This is a genomic window from Psychrobacter sp. M13, from assembly GCF_030718935.1.
GTDB classification, from domain to species: Bacteria; Pseudomonadota; Gammaproteobacteria; order Pseudomonadales; family Moraxellaceae; genus Psychrobacter; species Psychrobacter immobilis_G.
Genome location: NZ_CP132194.1, coordinates 1,117,543 through 1,143,204, shown reverse-complemented (window position 1 = coordinate 1,143,204; position 25,662 = coordinate 1,117,543). Strand labels below are relative to the sequence as shown.

At 41.6% G+C, this 25,662-nt stretch carries 22 protein-coding genes; 2 read left to right on the top strand and 20 right to left on the bottom strand.

All coding sequences use genetic code 11. The features are described 5' to 3' along the window. Window positions 1-16: 16 nt before the first annotated feature. Together rraA and Q9G97_RS04770 are read right to left on the bottom strand one after the other, a co-directional pair. The gene (rraA, locus tag Q9G97_RS04775) at window positions 17-532 is read right to left on the bottom strand and encodes a ribonuclease E activity regulator RraA (protein ID WP_305900271.1); all 516 of its coding nucleotides are present in this window, start codon (window positions 530-532) and stop codon (window positions 17-19) included. 287 nt (window positions 533-819) lie between these two features. Continuing rightward, window positions 820-1,518, bottom strand: a complete 699-nt coding sequence (locus Q9G97_RS04770) for an NAD-dependent epimerase/dehydratase family protein (RefSeq protein WP_305899924.1) — start codon at window positions 1,516-1,518, stop codon at window positions 820-822. A 540-nt stretch (window positions 1,519-2,058) separates the two neighbouring features. Here Q9G97_RS04770 and rpsT point away from each other — a divergent pair. Beyond that, window positions 2,059-2,325, top strand: coding sequence for a 30S ribosomal protein S20 (gene rpsT, locus Q9G97_RS04765; RefSeq protein ID WP_010200097.1), 267 nt, complete (start codon window positions 2,059-2,061; stop codon window positions 2,323-2,325). A 563-nt stretch (window positions 2,326-2,888) separates the two neighbouring features. After that, window positions 2,889-4,052 carry an FAD binding domain-containing protein gene (locus Q9G97_RS04760; protein WP_305899923.1) on the top strand — a complete coding sequence of 388 codons (1,164 nt, stop codon included), beginning with the start codon at window positions 2,889-2,891 and terminating at the stop codon, window positions 4,050-4,052. A 31-nt stretch (window positions 4,053-4,083) separates the two neighbouring features. Here Q9G97_RS04760 and Q9G97_RS04755 read toward each other — a convergent pair whose 3' ends face one another. The 18 genes from Q9G97_RS04755 to Q9G97_RS04670 all read right to left on the bottom strand — a co-directional run bounded on the left by Q9G97_RS04755 (window position 4,084) and on the right by Q9G97_RS04670 (window position 25,574). After that, on the bottom strand, window positions 4,084-4,821 hold the full coding sequence (locus tag Q9G97_RS04755) for a histidine phosphatase family protein (protein ID WP_305900270.1): 738 nt from the start codon (window positions 4,819-4,821) through the stop codon (window positions 4,084-4,086). Between the two features lie 194 nt (window positions 4,822-5,015). After that, window positions 5,016-5,810, bottom strand: a complete 795-nt coding sequence (locus tag Q9G97_RS04750) for a metallophosphoesterase (RefSeq protein WP_305899922.1) — start codon at window positions 5,808-5,810, stop codon at window positions 5,016-5,018. A 113-nt stretch (window positions 5,811-5,923) separates the two neighbouring features. Then, on the bottom strand, window positions 5,924-6,640 hold the full coding sequence (pyrF, locus tag Q9G97_RS04745) for an orotidine-5'-phosphate decarboxylase (protein WP_305899921.1): 717 nt from the start codon (window positions 6,638-6,640) through the stop codon (window positions 5,924-5,926). A gap of 119 nt (window positions 6,641-6,759) precedes the next feature. After that, a complete protein-coding gene (locus Q9G97_RS04740) occupies window positions 6,760-7,167 on the bottom strand; it encodes a LapA family protein (protein WP_305899920.1) in 408 nt (135 codons plus the stop codon). A gap of 76 nt (window positions 7,168-7,243) precedes the next feature. Continuing rightward, on the bottom strand, window positions 7,244-7,546 hold the full coding sequence (locus Q9G97_RS04735) for an integration host factor subunit beta (protein ID WP_201572752.1): 303 nt from the start codon (window positions 7,544-7,546) through the stop codon (window positions 7,244-7,246). A 361-nt stretch (window positions 7,547-7,907) separates the two neighbouring features. Beyond that, entirely contained in the window at window positions 7,908-9,602 is a 1,695-nt protein-coding gene (rpsA, locus tag Q9G97_RS04730; protein WP_201572750.1) for a 30S ribosomal protein S1, read from the bottom strand. A gap of 310 nt (window positions 9,603-9,912) precedes the next feature. Further along, window positions 9,913-10,668: a (d)CMP kinase gene (cmk, locus tag Q9G97_RS04725; RefSeq protein WP_305899919.1), complete on the bottom strand. Its 756-nt coding sequence runs from the start codon at window positions 10,666-10,668 to the stop codon at window positions 9,913-9,915. Between the two features lie 196 nt (window positions 10,669-10,864). Next, the gene (gene tadA / locus Q9G97_RS04720) at window positions 10,865-11,323 is read right to left on the bottom strand and encodes a tRNA adenosine(34) deaminase TadA (RefSeq protein ID WP_305900269.1); all 459 of its coding nucleotides are present in this window, start codon (window positions 11,321-11,323) and stop codon (window positions 10,865-10,867) included. Window positions 11,324-11,458: 135 nt separating this feature from the next. Next, the gene (locus Q9G97_RS04715; RefSeq protein ID WP_305899918.1) at window positions 11,459-12,211 is read right to left on the bottom strand and encodes a uracil-DNA glycosylase; all 753 of its coding nucleotides are present in this window, start codon (window positions 12,209-12,211) and stop codon (window positions 11,459-11,461) included. Between the two features lie 246 nt (window positions 12,212-12,457). Continuing rightward, a complete protein-coding gene (clpA, locus tag Q9G97_RS04710) occupies window positions 12,458-15,013 on the bottom strand; it encodes an ATP-dependent Clp protease ATP-binding subunit ClpA (RefSeq protein ID WP_305899917.1) in 2,556 nt (851 codons plus the stop codon). Between the two features lie 676 nt (window positions 15,014-15,689). Beyond that, complete coding sequence (locus tag Q9G97_RS04705; protein WP_371747929.1) at window positions 15,690-16,097, bottom strand: ATP-dependent Clp protease adaptor ClpS; 408 nt, start codon at window positions 16,095-16,097, stop codon at window positions 15,690-15,692. Between the two features lie 61 nt (window positions 16,098-16,158). Next, window positions 16,159-17,094: a hypothetical protein gene (locus Q9G97_RS04700; protein WP_305899915.1), complete on the bottom strand. Its 936-nt coding sequence runs from the start codon at window positions 17,092-17,094 to the stop codon at window positions 16,159-16,161. 215 nt (window positions 17,095-17,309) lie between these two features. Continuing rightward, window positions 17,310-18,377, bottom strand: a complete 1,068-nt coding sequence (gene argC / locus Q9G97_RS04695) for an N-acetyl-gamma-glutamyl-phosphate reductase (RefSeq protein ID WP_305899914.1) — start codon at window positions 18,375-18,377, stop codon at window positions 17,310-17,312. Between the two features lie 67 nt (window positions 18,378-18,444). Further along, window positions 18,445-19,611, bottom strand: a complete 1,167-nt coding sequence (gene hemE / locus Q9G97_RS04690) for a uroporphyrinogen decarboxylase (protein ID WP_305899913.1) — start codon at window positions 19,609-19,611, stop codon at window positions 18,445-18,447. Window positions 19,612-19,668: 57 nt separating this feature from the next. Next, the gene (proB, locus tag Q9G97_RS04685) at window positions 19,669-20,838 is read right to left on the bottom strand and encodes a glutamate 5-kinase (RefSeq protein WP_305899912.1); all 1,170 of its coding nucleotides are present in this window, start codon (window positions 20,836-20,838) and stop codon (window positions 19,669-19,671) included. Window positions 20,839-20,948: 110 nt separating this feature from the next. Continuing rightward, entirely contained in the window at window positions 20,949-22,169 is a 1,221-nt protein-coding gene (gene cgtA, locus Q9G97_RS04680) for an Obg family GTPase CgtA (RefSeq protein WP_305899911.1), read from the bottom strand. Between the two features lie 354 nt (window positions 22,170-22,523). Then, window positions 22,524-23,966 carry a glyceraldehyde-3-phosphate dehydrogenase gene (locus Q9G97_RS04675; protein ID WP_305899910.1) on the bottom strand — a complete coding sequence of 481 codons (1,443 nt, stop codon included), beginning with the start codon at window positions 23,964-23,966 and terminating at the stop codon, window positions 22,524-22,526. A gap of 432 nt (window positions 23,967-24,398) precedes the next feature. Continuing rightward, on the bottom strand, window positions 24,399-25,574 hold the full coding sequence (locus tag Q9G97_RS04670) for a lipocalin family protein (protein ID WP_305899909.1): 1,176 nt from the start codon (window positions 25,572-25,574) through the stop codon (window positions 24,399-24,401). Window positions 25,575-25,662 lie beyond the last annotated feature (88 nt).

Genomic DNA, 25,662 nt, shown 5'->3' with positions numbered 1-25,662 from the left:
GATAAGCTTGCTTGAGCTAGAGTAGTGCTTTGTCGCTTGCGATCATGCCATTATTATCGGCATAGATGAACATGCCAGAATTAAGCGTTAAATCGCCAAAGCTAACTTCAATATCCGTTTGACCTTCATCACGGCGTGTTGATTTGCGTGGGATACAGCCTAGCGCCATAACACCAAGTTCCATCTGTGCCATATCGTCGACATCACGGACGCAGCCATAAACGACTACCCCAGCCCAGCCATTGTCTATCGCGGCTTGTGCAATCATATCGCCAAGTAGAGCACAGCGCATTGAGCCACCGCCATCAATCACTAACACCTTGCCTTCACCACTTTTGTCTTTACCATCGCTATTGAGTAGCGCTTTAACACGGCTATTGTCTTCAAAACATTTAACTGTGACGATTTCACCGCAGAACTTATCCTTAGCGCCAAAGCTATAAAACGATTTGCCTTCTATGTTTGGCAAACATACTTGCGATTCAGGATTGGCATCCAACAAATCACAAGTAACAAAATTCTCTTTATTCATAGTAGTTTCTGACATATACACACTCCTTGTTAATAATTATTCTGAGCTAAAAGTAAGATCAAATTTAATAATCACTTAAGCTATTTCGCAAAACATCATTAAAATTCAATTTAGGGTATATTCTCGATTGAATCATAAGCACAGCAAGCAAGTACAGCAAGATAGTTACTTGCCAATCAAAGTGAATGTTATCAAATCCGGACATACTCTAGCTTAAAAATTAGAATAACGCAGCTTTTAGAAGTTGGAAGCCAACAGATAGAAGCCAATAGCAGCCAAAGCTCGTTCTATTTGACTCGAGTCATCGTTAGCATTTGCTTATTCTCTATCAGGGTAACACGATTATCTAAAGGACCATTCTGATACTTATTACGCTCATAAATATCATGAACACTCATCGCCATGGCGCTAGCCACACGTTTGGCCGAGATAGGATGCAGAGATAAAGACTCAGATATCAACGGCGATACTAGTCCAAAAACCTTCTGACTAATACTCTCTAAAGGACGGCCTTTATGCTTACCCAATAATAGCGACGGACGAAATATTATGAATTGCATAAAGTTAAGCGACGTAATTGAATGCTCAGTTTCAGCTTTTACTTTATTGTATAGAAATCGGCTATCAATATCAGCATTCATTGATGATAATAAGAAAAATCTCTCAACGCCTTTATCATGACATAGCTTAGCAAAGGTGACATTGTAATCGTGGTCCACTTTTCTAAAGACCTCATCACTACCCGCTTGTTTTTTGGTCGTTCCCAAGCAGCTAAAAGCATCGGTGCTCTTATTGACGCCCACACTAGCAAATACTTCGGTTAAATTGTCAAAGTCATTGACCTGATAAAATCGCATGCTGGCATTGATAAAGCGCGGTGGTCGCCTAGCAATAACAATCAAAGTATCATAAAGCTCACTCAATTGTTTTACAAGGTGCTGCCCTACCAGTCCTGTCGCCCCAATTATTATTGCTTTTCGTTGCATATTTGACTCATTCCATCAAAATATTGTTGCCGAGTAATAGTGTTAAATAGAGCCATTAAAAACAGCCTTCATGTATCAACACTAAGCTAATTGCGGCTACCAAAGTCATTCAGTTATTATTTCCCTATCATACCTAAGCTGAGCACATGACTGAATGTATTGTTGATAATTTATTGTAAGAGATTCTATCAGAGTATTATAATCTATCAGAGCATGAAGAATATCATAAACCGTTTTATGAAAAGCGAAAGTCTTATTGATCTCATCCCAGTACAGTGACCTGTTTGTTTACGCATTCGCTGTCAAATACATTGTCCTAAGCTCAATAATTTGTTAAGATAACCGCCTTTACTGGTTGAGTCTATTTAATTATTCCAAATAGATTTAACGATTGCGATGGCCTATTTATACCTAGTTTATATTTAGCATCGATATTATCAATTGTGAGACGGCTGCTCGTCATTGATGATGGTTCAATTCATTATTGCACTGTTGCAAGTTACATTCATTTTTTACCTGTCTTTTATCAAGGAGATACGCGTGGCTAATACTGCACAAGCTCGTAAACGCGCCCGTCAAAACACTAAACGTCGTCAGAACTCTGCGTCACAACGCTCTATGGTTCGTACTTATTTAAAGCGTGTTGATGCGGCTATCGCAGCCAAAGATTATGATGCTGCTACCGAAGCTTATAAAAAAGCGGTACCAGTTTTAGATCGTATGGCTGACAAAGGTATCATTCATAAGAATAAAGCGGCTCGTCGTAAAAGTCGCCTAAATAAAACTATCAAAGGCTTACAAGCTTAAGACTGTTTGATTTAGACTGTACGCATCAAAACCTTGCCTTAGGTTCAATACCGAGGCAAGGTTTTTTTATGGGCGCTCAAATAATACCTGTAACTGCTAACGCTTGAAACCTAAGACTTAAAACTTAAAAATTCTCAAAATTAAGATTTTTAAATATTAGGGTCTGTTGAACATTCGACCGTGGCACTGGCAGTGACTATTTTTTAGGCGATTCTAGATTAAAAATATCTAGTTTAGTCACTCTAAGCGGATCTTTTTGATGACGAATCGGCAAAAAAGAGTCCTGTCCTTGCAGGCTGATGCTAAAATTGCCCTATTCGTTGTAACCGTCTAACTAAAATCAGCTAGCCAAGGCATCTGCATTACCTGCGATTTTTACTTAAACTAGAACCATTTTAGCTATCAGCAGTGCCTACTTGTGAATGTTCAACAGACCCTAAAATAATGGGCGATTAAAACAATTAATAATTAAAATAATACCTAAAAACATTAGTGCTTAGAGCAAAACACTTTAAACTAAAAAATAATAGGAGCGATAGGTATTTAAACTTAGGAGATCTTCAGTGCAAGCTTTAACAGAATCTATAGATAAACGCGCCATTATAATAGGCGGCTCTTTAGCAGGGTTATTTGCCGGAGTACTGCTACGCACCATTGGCTGGCAGGTAGATATTTATGAGCGCTCAGCGCATAGTTTAGATAGTCGCGGCGGCGGTGTGGTGCTACAGGCAGATGTCATTAGAGTTTTTAAGCAAGCAGGCATTGCCACTGATACTTTGGGGGTAGATGCTACTGAGCGTTATTATATTCAAAAAGACGGCCATATTGAAAAGATGGCAATGCGCCAAACCCTAACTTCTTGGAATATTCTCTATCGCTCAATGCGTAAGAGCTTTCCAGACGATCACTACCATCAAGGCAAAACACTAATTAAAGTGCAAACAAACGATAACAAAGCGACGGCTATTTTTGCTGATGGCACTATTGAGACTGCTGATTTATTAATTGGCGCTGATGGGCCACAGTCCACTGTGCGTCAGCAACTGCTTCCTAACTATAAGCCTCAATATGCTGGTTATGTCGCTTTTCGAGGCCTAGTTGATGAAGCTGACTTGCCATCGAATGCTGCCGCAATATTTACTGAGCGCTTTGTATTTTATGACTTTCCAAATTCGCAGATCTTAGCCTACCTTATCCCTGGTGAGAATGAGTCACTTGTTTCAGGTACACGGCGGTTTAATTGGGTTTGGTATGTGAATTACGATGAGCAGACCGAGCTACCTGCTATTCTCACGGATAAAAACGATAAACAACGTGCCCATTCTATTCCACCAGATATGATAGCTACTAGCAGTGAGCGCACGATGCGTGATTATGCTGATCTCGTACTTGTTGAGCCATTTAAGACCTTAGTTGCCGCTACTAAAGCTCCCTTTGTGCAATCGATCTTAGATTTAGAAGTACCACAAATGGCTTTTGCTACTATTGCGCTAATAGGTGACGCCGCTTTTATTCCAAGACCTCATACTGCAGCGAGTACGGCAAAAGCTGCAGCAAATGCACTGGCATTAGTACAGGCACTAGTGTCAAATTGTCATGACGTCCATTCTGCTTTGCAATCATGGCAGATTGAGCAGCTAGCATACGGTAGACAACTTTGCGCACACGGTCAGCGCTTAGGCAATAGCTCTCAGTTTAGTTATGGCAAAGGTAGAATAGTAGTTTAGCGATTGTAGACCTGTGTCTTTCATCCAGCCCTCAAGTCCACTTGACCTCTGGGGGCAGTAATAACTGACTAGAATGAAACCCTGATGCGCGATAACCCTCCAATAAGCTACTGACACTACGCGTATAGACCTCACCTCGCCAAATAAAATGAGCACTGGTTTCTATAAATGGCTTATCATCAAACCATAAAAACACCCCTTCCATCATCTTTGGCCAATCATTCCAGTCAATCTCTGGAGTATCAAGCATCACGGCCAAAAAGGCAGATAATAAAGTATCGTGGCTAACGGCCAGCATTAAATGATTTTGCTCAGGCTGGTGCTGATAAAGTAGCGATAAAATGTCCAAACCGCCTTGATAAGCATTTTTGGTGCCCTCAATGCTGCCTTGTAAAAAACGATTGATAAAATTGAGCACACCAATTTCTTTAAATACTGCACTTACAGTTTCAGAATCAGTGACTAAGCTGCCAGGCTCGACCAGTAGCGACTGATGCGCAATATCACGCTGCAAACCTGCACCCTCTTGCATCAGCTGCGCCGTATCGATGCAACGACCTATCGGACTGGATATGCTATCAACATCTAGCGAATAAGGCAGATTACTATCGAGCCAGCGCCCCCAAGACTTGGCAAGTACCCGCCCTTTAGACGTCAATGGTAGCTGATAGCTGGCAAACCCATTGCCATCAGAGCGTTCACGTAATGAGTGACGAGTAAATAGAATGAGACGCTTACAGTCAGGCAATAGATTGACCGATGGCACCATACTATCAGGTAGGTGCGCGGGCGTTGTGACATTTAGACGAGATTTAACTAAAGTATTAGAGGCATATACTTTATCAGGCGTATCTGGTTGTTTGCTCATAGCTATCAGCGTAGCAGATTTTTGATTTAGAGTGAATACAATATAGGTTTGGCAATTATAAAATAAAGTTAAAATTAGCACCTTATAAACAACCATCAAATCTCAATGACTTTATCCCAAGCAAATTCTATAGAAGTACTGCTAATCTCGTTAGGATAAGCACGCGGATTAACAATGACACGGGTTTTATCAATACTATAATCAAAAGCCTCATGAGTATGACCATGCACCCATAATTTTGGCGCCCAAGGCTCACTCATCCACCCTGATAAATCACTAACAAAGGCGGCATTACTTGGTAAGGTGGCGTACTTTTTAGAAACAGATAACGGACTAATACTATGATGGCTCATGACTACTGACGTCTTGCCTAGCTTCTGAGCTGTGATTAGCGCCTGCCTGAGCCATTGACGCTGCTTGCTATGGATCTGCATAGAGACCTCAGGCGAGAATAGCTCATCTCCAGCATAGATTTGCTTATAATCGCGCATAAAGCGTTTGGCGACTTCCATCGTATCCTCGTCGGCTTGATATTGGTAATCCGTCCACAATGTACAGCCTAAAATGCGTATTTCGCCAATATCTATATGCTGGCATTGTAGTACTCTTACACCTTGATTATTTGCAGCGTTATAATTATCCCACGTTGCCAGTTTATGATCAAAATGCAGCACATCTTCACCAAAGTATTCGTGATTACCCGCAACAGTAATCAGTGGCACTTGCAAACGTGTGGCTTGCTGCTGTAACCATGGCATACCACTATCGCTGTTAGCCGTATCTCCTGCGACTAACACTATGTCAGCATCAGTCTTAGGAATATGCCCTATAGGATGTGATTGCCTAGCATAACTATCTATATGTAAGTCACTTAAAATCTGTAATTTCATAACATCCAAGATAATATAAAACGTCAACTAGTTATATAAGGTGCAAAAGCAAAAAAGACAACTCAAGGTCGTCTTTTTTATGATCGATACAATGAACTATTTTACTTTAAAAACTAAATACCTTGTAATATCTGCTGTAGCTTTTCAGTGGGATTAGGTGCTTGAGTGATTGAACGCCCAATCACTAGATAATCGGAGCCATGCTCTAATGCTTGCTTCGGGGTGCAAATACGTTGCTGATCGTCACTGTTATCCTCTAACAGACGAATACCTGGAGTGACTAATTTAAAATCAGCACCGCACAGCTGTTTCAGCGCCTTAGCTTCTTGTGCTGAGCAAACAACCCCATCCAGTCCCGACTGCTGAGTCAACTGAGCCAGACGACTCACTTGCCCGTCTAAACTATCTGTAACCCCTATTTGGCTTAAATCATTGGCATTCATAGAAGTCAAAACAGTAACCGCTATTAGCAGAGTGTTATGATTGTTATCTACTAAACGTCGCTTGGCTAATGCCATTGCCTCATAGCCAGCGCTGGCATGAACATTAACCATCCATACCCCCATCTCAGCCGCTGCTAATACTGCTTGTGCGGTAGTGTTAGGTATATCATGAAACTTTAAATCTAAAAACACCTCAAACTGACGTTGATGCAAGGCGTCTATAATGGCAGGCCCTGAACGAGTAAATAGCTCTTTACCGACCTTCAATCGGCATAACTTTGGGTCTAGAGTATCCGCTAAAGTTAAAGCGGCATTTATAGAAGGACTATCAAGAGCTACGATGACAGGAGAGATTACTGTATTCGTATTTATTGCACTATCATTCATTATAATACCGTATCTATTGGCGTTTTAAGCGATTAGCCTTTTGAAGTAATCCTGTTATTGATATCAAGCTAATAACTGAAACCTAGTAACTGGCAAACTAACAACTGGTATAACCGTAATTAGTCGCGTTGACGCTTACTTAATAATGCCGTCTTTTGAGTACTTAAGTTATTATCTACGTCTACAGGCACGCTTGAAGCTGGATAACCTGCTTCATCGACTGTTGGTACATTTGCCTGCCGATCAATAACAACATTAGCTTGGGTAAGCTGCTCTTGCAGCTTTGCGTTACTTTTCTTTAACTGTGATATTTCCCACTTATTCTGAAAGACTCTAAACAGTAATAACGCTAGTAATAAGCCGATAACAATGCCTAATGTCATACATAAAATTAGCAACAAGCCTAAATTCATAGTAGGCGCTTGCGAGAACAATAGATTGACGCCGATATCTGCATTATTCGCTAGCACTAGACCTATAGCATAAGCAAAGCTCAAAAATAGAAGTACAAATAATATAAAACGCATGAATCGAGTACCTCAATAGATAGTATTAATAGAATACACAAGAGCAGGCTTTAAATATAGCTTACTTAAAAGATAATTAAGAAGCAACGGTTTCATTAACTGCTTCGCGTAGCGCTTTACCGGGCTTAAAATGCGGAATAGCCTTGGCGGGTACAGGAACACTCTCGCCCGTCTTTGGGTTGCGACCCATACGGGCACGGCGATGATGTAGACAAAAGCTACCAAACCCTCGAACTTCGACTCGACCATCACTGGCTAGAGTATCTACCATAAGATCTAATATTTCGCGCACCGCATCATCGACAACGACATCAGTCATAGTGTCGCAATTGACGCTCAAATTATTTATAAAATCGGATTTATTAATCGTATCTTGCATTGCTACACTTGCCTTATTAATAGGTGGTTATGGTTGTAAAGCGTCTTCTCTATCAGCTTATATTATCCAATATTATAGGTTTTATAAAATCGGGATCTACAACATCAGGGTCTACCAACCATTTATAAATAAAGATAAAAAATATTCTTTAGCTAAAATATCCACTATTTTACATTTAGTCACTGGTATTGTACATAGTAATAGAAAAATCGGTGCATATAAACATAAATTTATTAAGTTTTAATTATGAGCGACATTATATAAGTGTTTGAGATAAAAGCAAAATTTGAATGCAAAAAAGAGCAACCTAAGTCGCTCTTTTTAATTCTGCTAATATATAGTAACTCGTATCAATAAAAAGTTACTGCATTTGCTCTTTGATTAAGTCACCAATAGTTTTTGGCTGAGCATCAGATCCTGGAGCTGCAGCTGCTGTAGTATTAGCACCGCCTAGATCTTTAATAGCTTGACGCTCTTCAGCTTCGTCTTTCGCTTTGATTGACAAGTTGATGTTACGAGTCTTACGATCAACACTGATGATCTTCGCTTCAACATCATCACCGACGCTTAGATGCTTAGTCGCATCTTCAACACGGTCACGTTGAATCTCTGATGCACGTAGATACGCTTCAACTTCGTCAGCAAGCTCAATCGTTGCGCCTTTCGCGTCAACATCTTTTACTTTACCATTAACGATAGCACCACGGTCATTGTTGACTAGGTATTCGTTGAATGGATCTGAGTTTAATTGCTTCACACCTAAGCTAATACGATTAGCTTCTGCATCTACTGACAATACCATAGCTTCTACAGTGTCGCCTTTGTTGTAGTTGCGGATAGCGTCTTCGCCAGTCTCAGTCCAAGAGATGTCAGATAGATGTACTAAACCATCGATACCACCGTCTAGACCGATAAAGATACCAAAATCAGTGATTGACTTGATCGTGCCAGAGATTTTATCACCGCGCTCATGTTTCTTATCAAACTCATCCCATGGATTAGCAAGAGTCTGTTTGATACCTAAGCTGATACGACGGCGTTCTTCATCGATATCCAAGATCATGACTTCAACTTCGTCACCTACTTGAACAACTTTTGATGGATGAATATTTTTATTGGTATGATCCATCTCTGATACGTGGACTAGACCTTCGATACCTTCAGAGATTTCAGCGAAACAACCATAATCAGTCAAGTTAGTTACGCGAGCTTTAACAACTGCACCTACTGGATAAGTGCCGCCAACGTTATCCCAAGGATCAGTACCTAGTTGCTTAAGACCTAGGCTAACGCGATTGCGCTCACGGTCGAACTTAAGTACTTTAACTTTAAGGTCTTGACCAACTTCAACCACCTCAGATGGGTGCTTGATACGACGCCATGCCATATCAGTGATGTGAAGCAAACCATCGATACCACCTAGGTCAACGAACGCACCGTAATCAGTTAGGTTCTTAACGATACCTTCGATCTCGATACCTTCTTCAAGCTTATTCAATAGCTCTTCGCGCTCAGCTGAGTTTTCAGCTTCCATAACGGCACGACGACTAACCACAACGTTGTTACGCTTTTGATCAAGCTTAATAACTTTGAATTCTAGCTCTTTGCCTTCTAAGTGCGTAGTATCACGGATAGGACGTACATCTACCAATGAGCCAGGTAGGAACGCGCGTACTGAACCGATATCTACGGTAAAGCCACCTTTAACCTTGCTTGAGATAATACCTTTTACGATCTCATCGTTATCAGAGATTTTTTCTAGGATATTCCAAGTCTCAACGCGCTTGGCTTTTTCACGCGATAGTAAAGTTTGACCCATACCGTTATCGACTGCTTCAACTACAACGTCAACCGTATCGCCAACTTCAACTTCAATCTCGCCTTCTTCGCTTAAAAACTCTTCACGAGCGACAATACCTTCAGATTTTAGACCAGTGTCAACTGTGATCCAGTCGTTATCGATGGCGACAACAGTACCTGTGATAACCGAGCCACGCTCAATATCAAGACCTGTTTCTTCGATGCTCGCTTCAAATAGTTCAGCAAATGATTCCATTATATCTACCTTTGTATAGCCGTGGCCTGTCCAGCACAGTACGGATCAAATTTATGAGCATATAAAACGAAATACTGGTTTTATATCTTATATGCTCATATAAAAAAAACGGTTGTTGCTAACAAATTAATTTTCATAATTATTCATTCATTAGCAACAACGGTCTCTAAAGTTCTAACTCGCCTATCGTTATTATAAAAGCTTTTACGGTGTAAGTGCTTATAATGACTATAATTTTACACTAAAACTATCTAGTTTAGGTACTTTTTGTATTATAAATATAAAAGCTTCTTCTTGTCAAAATGCTGTACTAAAAACAGATTCCTTGCGCTTGGCAATGCTGTTTTATTTGTTGATAGACGACATCAGCGTCTACTGTTGAGCTATCAAGTAATAATGCATCATCAGCAGGCTTAGATGGTGCAATAGCACGATTTTCATCACGATCATCGCGCGCTTTAATGGTTGCCAAAATCGAACTATAGCTTGCATTTTGTCCAGCATTTATTAGCTGGGCTACTCGGCGCTGGGCACGAGCCTCAGCGCTAGCGGTCAAAAATACTTTGGCATCGGCTTGTGGAAACACTACAGTACCCATGTCACGCCCATCAGCGACTAACCCCGAACGACTTGCCATATCTTGCTGTAAGTCTAGCAATGCTTGACGAACTTTAGGAAATACTGCAACTTGTGATGCATAACCACCAACTGTCTCATTGCGTATATCAGTACCGACCAACGTCTCATTGACTAAAATATCGATATTACCCGTTGCTTCATTGGGCTGAAAACTAATTATTAATCTCTGAGTCAAGGCGGCAACAGCCTCCTCATCTAGTACGCTCTTTGCCAATAAACCTGCTTCAAAAGCTTTTAGGCCAACGATACGATATAAAGCACCAGAGTCTAGCAGTTGATAATCTAGCTCTTTTGCTAGACGCCATGCTGCTGTGCCTTTACCCGCGCCACTTGGGCCATCAATACAAATAACGGGATAACGCAATGCTTGGCTACGTTCTTCTAAAGCCTTGCTATCAGATGCTTTGAGATCGGATTTTATAGTCATAATACCTAATTAATAGTCATAACACGCAATTAATAATCACAATATCTAATGATAATACCTGCGTGAACTACCTATTATAATTTAGCAAACTATTATAATTTAGTACGACTAGCCGACGCTGATGCAGTTAAACAGGGGCATATTATAGCAAATAAAAACTACTATCACTAGCTTTGTAGACGATATCTTCTGTCGTTTACAAACTTTTATTCAATTTTGCAATCTGTCTACGTTGACGAAAAAAGCGCTTTAGCAATTGGCTACTAGCATGAGCTTGCAATCCTGCAAAAACTTGTATTTGATGATTATAAAAATCTTGCTGGGGCAAATTCATCTGACTACCGACCATACCTGCTCTAGGCTCGCAAGTGGCAAAAACAAGTCTATCAACTCGCGCATGAACCATAGCACCAACACACATCGTACAAGGCTCTAAAGTCACATATAGTGTCGTCTTCAATGGTAGGCGATAATTGCCCAGCTGAGCACAAGCTTGTCTGATAGCCACAATCTCAGCATGAGCGGTGGCATCATGACGTCCTATCGGCTCATTAAATCCTTGACCAATAATAGCGTCATTATGCACTAATACAGCACCAACAGGGACTTCGCCATGTTCAGCGCCCTGCTCTGCTAAAGCAAGAGCATAATGCATCCAACGGGCATCTTCCAATGACCACAATTTGTCAATAGCGGGAGTTGAGTGCGACTTTACTACTGATGGTGTCCTCAAAGGATATGTCACTGGCAATAAACAGTCACAGTTATATCTGTTAATGATAGTCATCGTTTACTGCGGCAATTGCCAGTCAATAGGTGTCTTGCCATATTGTGCTAGATACTCATTGGTTTTCGAGAAGGGTTTTGTGCCAAAAAACCCACCTCGATTGGCGGCTAATGGTGAAGGATGGACTGCGGTTAAGATAAGATGCTTATCGGTATCGATATATTTACCCGCCTTTTGCGCTTTGCTACCCCATAAGATAAACACTATATGCTCGGTTTGCTCATTAATGACATCAATTACTGCATCCGTGAATTGCTCCCAGCCTGCGCCTTGATGACTAGTCGGCTCACCTTCATTTACAGTGAGCGAGGTATTGAGTAATAATACGCCCTGCTCAGCCCAATAAGTCAAATCACCATGTTTTGAAGGCGTAATGCCAATATCGTCAGCCATTTCTTTGAGTACATTATTCAATGAGGGCGGCTTGGGAATAGTTTTGGGTACTGAAAATGATAATCCCATCGCTTGCCCTGGACGATGATAGGGGTCTTGACCTAGAATAACGACTTTAACGTGAGCTAAAGGCGTTAAATTAAAGGCATTAAACATTAGATTGGCAGGGGGATAAACGCTAGTATCTGATTGATAAGCTTCCTTTAAGAAAGCGCGTAGATCGTCCATATTGTTCGATGTCAGCTCATCTTCTAACGCTAGTTTCCAATCCTCTGGCAACTTTACATTATCCAAAATAGCTTTTTTTTCTGCTGCTGTTTTACCAGCTGTTGACTCATCATCTAGCTCGTCAAATAAATTCATAGGTATACATCCTTATTTTTAATTTTTTATAAGCTTTGTGTTTATCTACTTTGTGGTTAATACAATTTAAAAAGGATAGTAGCAAAAAACTCTGTTGCTTTTCATTATAGAATTTAATATTTATACCTCTCACTCTCAACTTAAGCCAAATGGCTACAGATAAATGCTACTAGTCATGTATAAAAAAACGGCTACCGTAGTAACCGTTCGCTTAGATTATATAGCTTTGGATAGATAGCTCGGATTTTAACTAGCTACAGTATCAGGCTCATGTGTTTCAACTACTGTCAGAATGATACGGCTGTCACTTGATCCTTTATCGCTGTTTTTATCTAGATTGACCGCTTCTTCATCATCCATTTGCTCTGGCTCGAGTGTCAGGTGAACGACCCCGCCATTGACCAAGTCGCCGAATAAAATCATCCCAGCCAATGGCTTTTTGATCTCATCTTGAATCAGGCGCTGCATAGGACGTGCACCCATCAAGCGATCATAACCTTTATCCGCTAGATAGTCGCGAACCTCGTCATCAATCTCAAGGGTGACTTGCTTGTCATCAAGCTGCACTTGTAGCTCAACCAAGAACTTATCCACGACAGATACTACCACTGATGCATCCAACGAATTGAATTGAATGATTGCATCTAAGCGGTTACGGAACTCTGGTGTAAAGACCCGTTTGAGTGACTCATTATTATCACGGCTATGATCCTGCTGGGTAAAGCCCATCGACGAGCGACTGATACTATCAGCGCCGACGTTGGTCGTCATAATGACAATAACTTGCTTAAAAATAGCCACTCGACCGTTATTATCAGTCAGCGTACCATGATCCATCACTTGTAATAACAAGTTAAAAACGTCTGGATGCGCTTTTTCAATCTCATCAAGCAAGAGCACGCAATGCGGATGTTGATTGATCTTTTCGGTAAGCAGACCCCCTTGATCGTAGCCAACGTAACCAGGAGGCGCACCAATGAGACGTGACGCAGTGTGGGCTTCCATGTACTCCGACATATCAAAACGTACCAGCTCGACGCCTAGCAAGTTTGCCAACTGACGCGATACCTCTGTTTTACCAACCCCTGTAGGGCCTGCAAACATAAACGATCCAATAGGTTTATCGGGCGCCTTAAGACCTGCACGCGATAATTTGATAGCATCAGCAAGCGTTGCAATCGCCTCATCTTGACCAAATACCAAGCGCTTAAGGTCACGATCTAAATGCTGAAGGATGCTCTTATCATCAGTAGAGACTGATTTGGGCGGAATACGAGCCAGCTTGGCTACAATAGCCTCGATATCATTAACATCAATTTTTATTGGTGCTTTATTACCTTTGACTTTACCTAATCCTGCTGACGTCTCATCGCTATCAGAACCGTCAGATTTCAAGCGATCATTAGCTTTGGCGGTAGCCGATGCATCGAGCATCTCATTATCGCTATCATCGATACTAGTTTCCATATCATCGACATCATCATAATCTGCCGCGTCAATCTGCTTTTCTATGTCAGCAATAAAGCTCTCTTCTGCTTGCATATCATCGGCATCAGGAATGACTCCTAAGCGCTTATAAGCACCGGCTTCATCAATAACATCAATGGCCTTATCTGGTAAAAAGCGCTCATGAATATGCTTAGCAGAGAGCTGTACGGCACTGATTAGAGCTTCATCAGAATATTCAACGTTATGAAACTCTTCATAGCGTGGCTTTAGGCCGCGCAGAATATCAATGCTCTCATCGATGCTAGGCTCTTTCACATCAATCTTTTGGAAACGACGTGAGAGCGCATGATCCTTCTCGAACACTTGACGGTACTCAGTAAAAGTCGTTGAACCGACGCAGCGTAGCTCGCCATTAGCTAAAGCAGGCTTAATCAAGTTAGAGACGTCCATATTACTGCTCATGGATGACCCTGCTCCAATGATCATATGAATTTCATCAATGAACAAAATAGCGTTTGGCTTAGCTTTTAGCGCATCAAGCAACGACTTCATCCGCTTTTCAAAATCACCACGATACTTAGTACCTGCTATCAACGCGCCTATATCAAGACTATAAATGACACAACCGTTAAGAGGCTTAGGCGCTTTATCATTAATGATTAACCAAGCTAGACCCTCAGCAATAGAAGTTTTGCCGACACCTGGCTCACCTACTAGCAATGGATTGTTTTTGCGGCGACGACATAATACTTGCGCAGCGCGTTCAATCTCAGGGCCACGACCAATCAAAGGATCAGTTTTGCCCTCAGCCGCGCGCTGGTTTAAGTTAGTCGCAAACTCAACTAATGGGTCTTTACTGGTCTTCTCAGAAGCACTACGGCGATCGCCTGTACTCGATGCTCTTGGCTCGCTCGCCTCACTCTTCTCTTGACCATGTGATAAATACTGAGTCAACTCAAGACGGCTGATACCTTGCTTTTTGAGTAAATAAACTGCATAAGTATCATGTTCTGAGAACATAGAGACTAAGATGTCTGAGCCTTCAACTAGACGACCGCCACCGATAGACTGTACATGAAAAATAGCTCGCTGCAAAATACGATCAAAGCTTTGAGTGGGCTGCGGCGACTGTTCTATATCTACATCAACAGTGGGCGTATGCTTATTAATATAAGCTTCAAGCTCTGTACGCAGACTTGAAACATTGGCGTTACAAGCCGTTAGGGTATTAGCAGCATGAGTATTTTCAAGTAGCGCTAATAGCAGATGTTCAACAGTGAGATACTCATGAGACTTTTGACGCGCAAGCGTCATAGCTAGACGTAAAGAGACTTCAAGGTGGCGACTTAACATAAGAATTCCTACGGTTATATCTATCTTTATAGGCGGATAGCTTAGTGAATAACATAATTAATCAATTTGGGCGATAAGAGGTATGTTCAATAGCAGTGGTCGTATTATTACTAAATGACAGCAAATAAAAATAATAGAGAATGGTCTCAAACAGTGATGATAATAACAACTATGCTCTCTATTTATATCAACACGATAACTGATTATAGTCAATCGTTTAAGCACGACTAAAATGTATCGAAGCTTATAAATACGTAATAATAACGAGACTAATAAGACAAAAGGCTAGGCTTGACCAGCTACATGAAGATGAATAGGTTAAAAAACTATGAAGTTAACTAAAAGCTGTACTTTATGCGGATTTATGATGATCAGTGAATTATCTGGATTCGTTGCAGGGTAGCTATCTATATAGCGCTATATCCTACAAAATTCAAGGACAATTGATAGAATTATCAGATAGATAATCCTATTACTTTAGGACAGATGAACAATAGAATAATAAGAGAGTTTTGATGTAAAGCGTAGAGGGTGATTAATAATGGTAAGAGCTTTTGACAAATTTTATAACTGAGTTTTTATAACTAATTTCTTATAACTGAGCTCTGTTGAACATTCGATTATAAATTATACATAATTAGGCTAGGCTATAACAGTTAGGCTATAAATGATTGAGCTATTCGCCTTGATGCGGTTCAATTTGCGTGAGCAGTGGGTAGCCTTCGCGATGCGCTAAGCTATTAACTTTTTTGGCTTTGGTTTCAGCAATATCTTTGGGATAGATACCTGCAATACCTTTACTATTATTATGAATAGTTAGCATGATTGCGACCGCCGAATCAACACTATGACGAAATTCTGACTGAAGAATATAAACTACAAATTCCATCGGTGTGTAATTATCATTGTACATTACCACTGCATACATCGGTGGCTTGGCAACCTCAGGTTCAGCAACCAATACATCTGCTTGTGGATCAGTCTCAGCGTCAGGGTTGTCATTTTGAGCACGATGACCTGCAGGCATACTTGGAAAATGCCAGTCACCTACCGTTTTTTCATATATCATTGTCGATTGTTTCATCATAATAAGTTTCAAAAATATAATAGATTTCAAAAATTGGTAGTAATAGAGGTATTGATTACTAAGGTGCTGTCTTTTTATTGGCAATCGTCTTATCAGCAGCTGTATTGACAATAGGGCTTTGATCAGGCTCTGGTAAGTCCAACAACGATAATGGCATACTATCAACCATATCACCTATCGTCCAATCATAGAGCTGCTCGACCTCTTCATCACCTGCTTTTAGAGTCAGCTTCACTTGTGAAGGTTTAAACCCTGTTGGCATGATAAATCGGCCACGTATACGAACAACACCTTGAATAGAGAAGCGCGCTGGGTCTAGCGGCACTTCAACAAAATCATCGTCGTTTTGTAGAGTTAAAGTAGCTGTCAAACTTTGCGCACTGCCTTTGCTACTTAGCATACCAACATCAAAGCCATATTCAAAAGCGTTCTCTGGCAGGGGTTCTATTTTTGCACCAAGTACTTGTAGCGGTAATCCACCATTCTCACTGATGAAGTCAGCATAAAGCTCATTTAACTGATTAACTTGGCTACTCTCAACCGCTAGATCACGCTGACTTTGACGTAACTCATCTAAATTATTTAGGCTAATAGTAAGCTCTTGCTTAGCAGTAGCGACTTGATTGGTCAGTACTTTATTACTGATACGTAAGTCTTTGAGCTCCGTAGTCGCCTGCTCACTATTAATAGCGGCCTGCTGGTTTTCGGATTGTTGCGAGTAATAGCCGCTTTGATAGCCAAGCTTATGACCAAATAATATCGCTACCATTGCGGTAACAATCATAGCAACAGCAAACAGAGCCAATAGCAAAGTATTAGCACCGCGCTGTCGACTACTAATAGTCCTAACAGCAATCTCGTTATGATTGTCACTATACAGTAGTGTCTGCTGTGCAAAATCAGTCGTCGAAATATGTTTTGGATCAGATACACGAGCATGACACGATAAACGTGCAGGCTGCGAGCGCAAGCGTAGGGCAGTCTTAACACGCATTTATACTAGTACTCTTAAACAGTAAAGGCGAGGTATTATAACGGAGTTTACAGCTAATACCTAGCGTACAGCTGTAACCACAGTGACTCAAGGGTAAGGTTACATTGACAATAAAGCAGTTTTACACGCGCTACTTACAATTAATGCCGCTAAATGATAGTCAACTAGATTGGCATCTATTTGTCTTAGTATCATTGACGCGTTGATGGCTGTCATTAAGGAACAATAGGCGCAGCGTTCAACCCTAAGCTTTCCTCAAAACCAAACATTACGTTAAGGTTCTGCACCGCTTGTCCAGCAGCACCCTTAACTAAGTTATCCTGTACGACTAATATGGTCAGCTCATGACGCGTATTATCTTGATAAACAGCAATGCGCAAACGGTTGCTAGCGCGTACACTGCGAGTATCTGGATAAATACCGCTTGGCAAGACATCAATAAAAGCCTCGTCTGCATAACTGCTTGCAAACTCTTGCTGCCAATCGATAGCCATACCCGCCTCAGTAAGCTCTAAATGAATAGAGCTAAACATCCCACGTATCATAGGAACTAGGTGCGGTAAAAAACGTACTCGATGTGCAAACTGGCTGGCGAGTAACTGCTCAAGGCCCTGCTCAATTTCTGGCAAATGTCTGTGACCTGTGACCCCATAAGCTTTGAAATTATCAGTCGTCTCAGCATAATTGAGCGCAAGACTGGCCTGCCGACCAGCCCCTGATACCCCAGACTTGGCATCTATAACAATGCGCGGCTCAATCAGACGTGTATTCTGCTGGTTCTGTAGCAAGATTATTGGCTTTAAACCTAATATCGCTGTCGTAGGGTAACAGCCAGGATTGCCGACTACCAAAGCATTAGCAATCTTGTCACGATTCAGCTCTGGCAAGCCATATATAGCGCTCTTGAGCAGCTCAGGACAAGCGTGAGGCTGGTTGTACCAGTGTTCAAACTCCGTTAAGGACTGCAAACGAAAATCAGCGGCTAGATCAATGACCTTGACACCTTCTTGGGTAAGCGCTTCAGCTTGCTGCATCGCAACGCCATGCGGGGTAGCAAAAAACACCACATCACACTGTTGTAGAGCTGCAAGCGTATCGTCACCCAAGTCACTAAAGACGATGTCAGAGACACCGCGCAGGCTGGGAAATATTTCATCAGCACGAGTGCCTGCTTCGCTGCGTGACGTTAACAAGTCCAGAGAAACTTGGGGATGCGCTGATAATAAACGTATAAGCTCAATACCCGTATACCCTGTACCACCTACGATAGCTGCTGAAATCATGACTTATCCTTTTACTGCTTTATAAGTACGCTATTAAAAACTTGCAAATACAACTCAATCTTATATCTTATATCTTATAGTCATGTACCGCATCGATAAAGACTTTGGCATGATCAGGGTTGACCCATTGAGTAATACCATGACCTAAGTTGGCTATATAGCCTGTTTTTTCACCGCCTGCATAAGCGCTATCAAGCATAAGATTGACCTCGCTACGAATAGTGCTAGGTGCGCCATATAAAGTAGAGGGATCCAAATTACCTTGAATGGCTTTACTACGCTGAATCTTTTTATGCTGTTTGGTCAATTGGCGCTGGCGCTCAGTCAGTACTTGACGAGCACGATCAATCGGCATCGTCCAATCCAACCCTAAAGCATCCGCTTCGCTATCAGCTTGTACATCAAGCCATAGTCCACCGCCTTTGGTGAATAGCACAACCGGTATTTGCGGGTGGCGAACCTTGAGCTCCGCTACGATGCGCTTATTATAGGCATGCGAAAACTCGATGAACTGACGATAACCCAACGCTCCGCCCCAACTGTCAAATATCTGTACAATTTGCGCGCCAGCGACGATCTGCGCATCTAAATAATCGATAACCGCCACGGCAATCTTATCGAGCAATTGATGTAAAAACTCAGGATTACTATATAAAAATCCTTTAGTGTAGCGATAATCTTTTGAGCTACCCCCTTCAATCATATAGGTAGCGAGCGTCCATGGACTACCAGAAAAGCCGAATAAGGGCACTTGACCACCCAGTGCATGACGAATGCTAGTCACTGCACGCATGACATAATCCAATGAGTCATTGACATCAAGTATAGGTAAGCGATCAAGATCGGCCTGCGTGCGAATTGGATGCTTGAATTTTGGACCTTCGCCTGTTTCGAAATACAAGCCTAAACCCATAGCATCAGGAATAGTCAAAATATCACTGAATAAAATAGCAGCATCCAAGTCCATGCGACGTAATGGCTGCAAGGTGACCTCAGTAGCACGCGCGGTATCTTTACATAAGCTCATAAAGTCACCAGCCTCAGCGCGAGTCGCTTTATACTCTGGCAAATATCTTCCTGCTTGACGCATCATCCATACTGGGGTGGTGTCCACGGACTCAAAACGTAATGCGCGCAATAATCTATCATTTTTTAGTGGGGCAAAATTATGGGCAGAATCATTATCGTTAGAACTATTATCGGTAGAATCAGGGGTCTGGTATAAGGCGCTCATGGCCAACTCTCCAAAATAAAATGCGGTTTATCTTAATCAAAAATATAGGGTTATGCCCTACATAGATAGGGCTAAATTATCACGGTGTACCATGACAATACGCTCTTCATTATTACCGAGGATTTTATCGAACTCACCGGTACGCTCACGAGCGACGCGGCGGGCATCAGTGGATGAGAAATTCACTTGTCCAACGGCTAAACGCTCACCTGTATCTTGATTAACGATTTGAACCACTTCGCCTTCATCAAAATCACCGCGTACTTCAACGACTCCTACAGGCAACAAGCTACGATTTTGCTCTATTAACGCTTTGGCAGCGCCTGCGTCAACGATTAAACTACCAGCCATACGTAAATGTGCCGCTATCCACTGCTTACGAGCAATGATTTTATCTTCGTCGTTGGTCGTCAATAAAGTACCAACAGCCTCACCTGATATGACGCGGGTGATGACATCGTCAATCGCACCACTGACAATAACCGTTGGACAACCACCCATAGCCGCCAAACGACCTGCACGAATCTTCGTCAGCATACCACCGCGACCGAGCTTACCGCCATCGCCTGCGATATCAAATAAGTAATCGGCCATAGCGCGCTCTTGACGAATCATTTTTGCATCAGGGTTATCACGCGGATTATCAGTGAATACGCCTTTTTGATCGGTTAAGATAATATATAAGTCAGCGCCAACCATAGCTGCCGCCATCGCGCCTAGAGTATCATTATCACCAAACTTGATCTCATCGATAGTAATGGTATCGTTTTCATTGATGACAGGTAGGACGCGCCATTCTAGCAGTTGAGTTAGGGCGCTTGCGGTATTGAGATAGCGACTACGATTGGATAAATCATCATGAGTGAGCAATAGCTGTGAGCTTTGGATACCATGTTGAATCAGCGCTGACCACCACGTCTCAATCAAGCCCATTTGACCGATTGAAGCACAAGCTTGTAGGGCTGCCAGCTTTTTGGGGCGCTCCTCTAAGTTCATGCGTACTACCCCTTCAGCGACCGCGCCTGAAGATACCAATAGTACCTCAACACCATTATTATGCAGCTTTGCTATTTGCTTTGCCCATTCATATATAGCGGTTCTATCAAGTCCGCGACCATTATTAGTCAATAATGATGAACCAATTTTGACAATAACGCGCTGAATATTGAAATCACGCTTTTGCTTAATAAATCTCGGCTCAATGGTCTGTTCAGTACTATCTGTCATGAGAACTCCTATTAACTATCTATTATTATTTTACAATCTATATCAAAACTTATTATCAAAATTTTTAGAGTACATAGATTTAAAGCACATAAGCTTAAGGAACATGAGCTCTAAGGAACATAGACAACTTCGACACCATCGTCATCATCCAAATCGTCGTCAAAGTCTTCATCAGAAACATCCGTTCCTTCACGTTGGGCTTTGCGAGCTGCCCGATAAGCTTCGCGCTGAGCTTCAGTATTGCGACGGACTTCAACCTCTAAGCGCTCAAAACGTGCTTTTTGCGCTTCGGCAAATTCCGGATCTTCCTCTTCACGCTCACGCTCAAGCTCGATCTCATTCATCAAATGATACTTGACCGCATCAGTACCATCGCCCGTTAAGGTTGAAGTGCGAAATACTTCACCTGTCCAACCAAGTTCAGTGACGATATGATTGCATAGCTCATTTAGCTCTTGCTCATCGATAACTTGATCAATCTTATTCAACACTAATATCTGCGGCAGATTAGCCAGTTCAGGCGAAAAACGCTCAAGCTCGTTGAGAATAACCCGCGCATTACGTACAGGATCTGTTGCATCAATAGGCTGAATATCGACAATATGCAGCAGGCGACGGGTACGCGCGACATGCTTTAAGAAGCGAATGCCGAGACCCGCGCCCTCTGATGCTCCCTCAATCAATCCTGGAATATCTGCCATCACAAACGAGCGATGACGACCAATATCGACTACGCCTAAATTGGGTACGATAGTGGTAAACGGATAGTCGGCAACCTTTGGTCTGGCCGCAGATACTTGACGGATAAAGGTCGACTTACCAGCATTTGGCAAACCAATTAAGCCAACATCAGCGACGACTTTTAGCTCAAGTTTTAACACCTTTAACTCACCTTCAAAACCAGAAGTGGCTTTACGCGGTGCTTGGTTGGTTGAGCTTTTAAAATGGGTATTACCTAAGCCGCCGTCACCACCTTTGGCAATCAATAGCGTTTGGTCAATCTCAGTCATATCACCAATGACTTCATCGGTCTCAGTGTCGATGATAGTGGTGCCGATAGGTACAGGTAGATATACATCGTCAGAGCCTTTACCTGCACAGTTTTTGCTATGACCGTTTTCACCACGCATCGCATCGTAACGGCGAGTATAACGATAATCAACTAAGGTATTGGTGTTGTCATCAGCAATAACATAAATATCACCACCTGTGCCACCATCACCGCCATCAGGTCCACCGCGAGGCACGTATTTTTCTCGACGGAAACTGGCGATACCATTACCACCGTCACCCGCTTTTACCGTTACGACGGCTTCATCAATAAATCGCATGCTTCAATCCTTAATTGTCAATCGTTCTGTGTGGTGCAAATTTTATAATATAAATGTCATCTATACTTTATTGAGATGTTTTTTATTCCGATGTACTTTGTATTTTTTACTTTAATCAAAATTGTCACGGCTCAAAATAAGTCGTAATTCACGTCTTAAAATAAGCAATAGTAGTAACAAAAACACCCGATAACCAAACAGACTATCGGGTGTAGTAGATCTAAATAGTGTTACGGCTCAGTATAACAGTTACTGCTACTAGCAAACTATAAATAAGATGCGATATCGATAGATGCTGACCAAATCGTAAACGCATTTTATCATCTAGTTCTTATTATTAGCTACAAAACAGCCCTATGCTGGAATTTGCGCATAATGAATACCAGCCATCTGCGTGGCCAAGCGCAATACTTGCGTGCTGTATCCTACTTCATTGTCATACCAGATGTAGACCGTTGCATGATTGTCAGTGACGATAGTCGCCTGCGCATCTACGATACCAACGTGTTTCGTACCGACAAAATCAGTTGATACCGCCTCATTTGAGTCAGTATAAGCGATTTGCGATTGCCAAGCATGACTATTAGCAGTATCACGCATAAACTCATTTAGCGCCTCACGACTCTCTGGCGCGGTTTTTAGATTCAGATTTAAGATAGCTAAGCTGACATTTGGTGTAGGAACACGTATGGCGTTACCTGTCAGTTTACCGCTCAGCTCAGGTAGTGCTTTACCGACCGCTTTGGCAGCGCCTGTGCTAGTAATAACCATATTTAGCACTGCACTACGACCACGGCGATCCGCTTTATGATAATTATCAATTAAGTTTTGATCGTTAGTAAAGGAGTGAATAGTCTCTACATGACCGTTTTCAATACCATATTTATCATTTAATACTTTTAGCGTTGGGGTAATCGCATTAGTAGTACAGCTTGCGGCACTAACAATAGTGTCCTCGCCGACGGTATCATTATTCACGCCATAGACAACGTTTTTGATATCGCCGCCAGCAGGAGCTGTCAAAAGAACTTTATTAACGCCTTTAGATTGCAAATGCTTACCAAGCCCTGCTTCGTCTTTGAATACACCAGTATTGTCGATAACTAACGCGTTTTCGATACCGTAATCAGTATAATCAATCTCACTTGGATCTTTGGCATAGATAACTTGGATAAAGCGACCATTGATCAGTAAGCCATTATTATCCTCATCCACGCTCACACTACCCAAAAAGCCACCATGAACAGAATCACGCTCAAGCAAAGAGGCACGCTTGGCTAAATCACCAGCTGCTGCAGGACGCACAACAATAGCTTTTAACTGCAACCCTTTAACGCTTGAAGCTTGTGATAACAATAGGCGCGTAAGCACACGGCCAATACGACCAAAGCCATAAAGCACGACATCAGTTGCGCCATTAACATGACTCTTATCATGGCTGATACTGGCTAGCGCTTGCTGTATATCACTGTCATTGGCAATCAATTGACCCACATCAACGCTGGTAGACTGAACATCGCTTGCTGCTATAGCTTTGACCATCTTTAGCGTATCTGCAATCGCAATAGGCTGACTGCCTTGATGACGAATAGCGGCTTTTTGATGTAGTGCTAGTACTTGATTGATCGAACTCGTATCTATAGCTTCACCAAATAAAGTGACTTGCACATCTTGCTCGTTATAAAGCTTATTCAATAAACCCGTTAACTCAATGACTTGTTGTTCTTGATTATTATAGTCGGTTAAACGGTCTTGATGTAATTGACGTAAAGTCGCAGCGTTGCTCACAAGAGACATCCTTATAGTTTGATAGAATAATGAATAAAACAAGTAATACGATTAGGTTTTAAAGCGTTATGACGTATAAGATTAAAATTTTTTGCAGAAAATGAATAACAGTAGCTATTAAGCGCAGCAGGCCAAGAACAGCGGAAATAAAATAGCTATGCAAAATAATATAACCTTGCCTACTGTCTACAATATTGACCTGCTCACTGGCTTAAGTTATAGGTTGAAGCGCGAAATATAACTTTGTGCCAAGCATTATTGATGTAAATGATTAAATCGCCTAGATTTTAGCTTAAAAAGTCTTATTTTGCCAGTACTAGCCTAAATTACTGTTATAAGCATTATTTATAAACATTACTGATAGACATCATTTAAAAAATTTTAAAAATAAAGCCTGCTAATCGTAGCAAGCTTTTAATCAACTTTGACTCTACTTAACAATTAAGGAACTAAGTTAACCGTCTGATCAGACTGTGTGGTTAAAGTGAACTCTCTTAAGTCATACCCTTGTTCCTGAGCGATTTGACGATATTTAGCATAAGTTTGCTGCGAAATATTGGGTGTACGTGCTAGCAGCCATAAATTGTCTTTATCAGGCGTGCCAACTAATGCCGTTCGATAATCGGCATCGCGAGCCAAGACCCAATAATCACCACGGCCTACTGGCAACCAGCGAATCCATGACGGTAAAAAACTCACTTTAAGCTTACTGCCAGTATCATCTGTGGGTTTTGCAAGGCCTTCAGAGACCATGACTTCCCCATTATCTTTGACGCATTTATTAGTGACCGTAATTCCTGAATCATTTTCTCTAGCCGTATAGTTCGCCGTTACATCGCTAGCGCAATTACGCTGAAAATATAAAGGCAAACGTCCGATCTCATACCACGTACCTGCATATTGTTGCAGATCAACGCTATCAACAGTCGTTGGTGTTGTTGCAGATTTATAGATAATATCTGATGGTTCAATATCTTTTGTGGTCATACTAACTTTATCAGCTGCCGCTGCTGCGCTATTTAGCATGACGGGTGTATGAACTGGCGCTGCATAAGCTGAAAACGCGGCTAAAGGTATAATAATGGCTAATGCTATGCCTGTATGCTTAATTAAACTACTCATAAATACTCGCTCTGATACCTTAGGATTTTGTTTGATAGTAGCTGGTTTCGCTCTTGAATCTAATAGCGTATCTGTCCGATGTTCATCCACACTTTTATCTATCATATATAGGCCGTCTGCATCTACAGGCTCTCTCATATCTATATATTGAATAGTACAATCTATAGAGCTATCGCTAGTAGAGCTGCCATTACTATAACTGCACGCAGCTTTCTTGTAGCCACCATCCACATTTATAGGCTGCTCTACATAAGGCGCACCTGAAACAGTAGTATGGTTTCTATTATTATTGGCATTAGCAATGACTGACGCCATTGCCTCGAATAACTCGCTCTCATAACTTGCATCATTACTAGCAAAAATAGCTTGCTCTTCATTATTGTACGTCATGTAGTCTGTGCTTAATAGCTGACTGGGCTGACTGTACTGTTGCAGATGAGAACCGGCTGCCTCAAAGTCATTCCATTCTGACTTAGGTAACTTATTGGTTTTCATAAAACACCATATTAGGTTATAAATTATTGGAATTAAAAAGCTTATACAGCTTTCAATTTGATAGCTTATAGTAATAGGGTATTGTTTT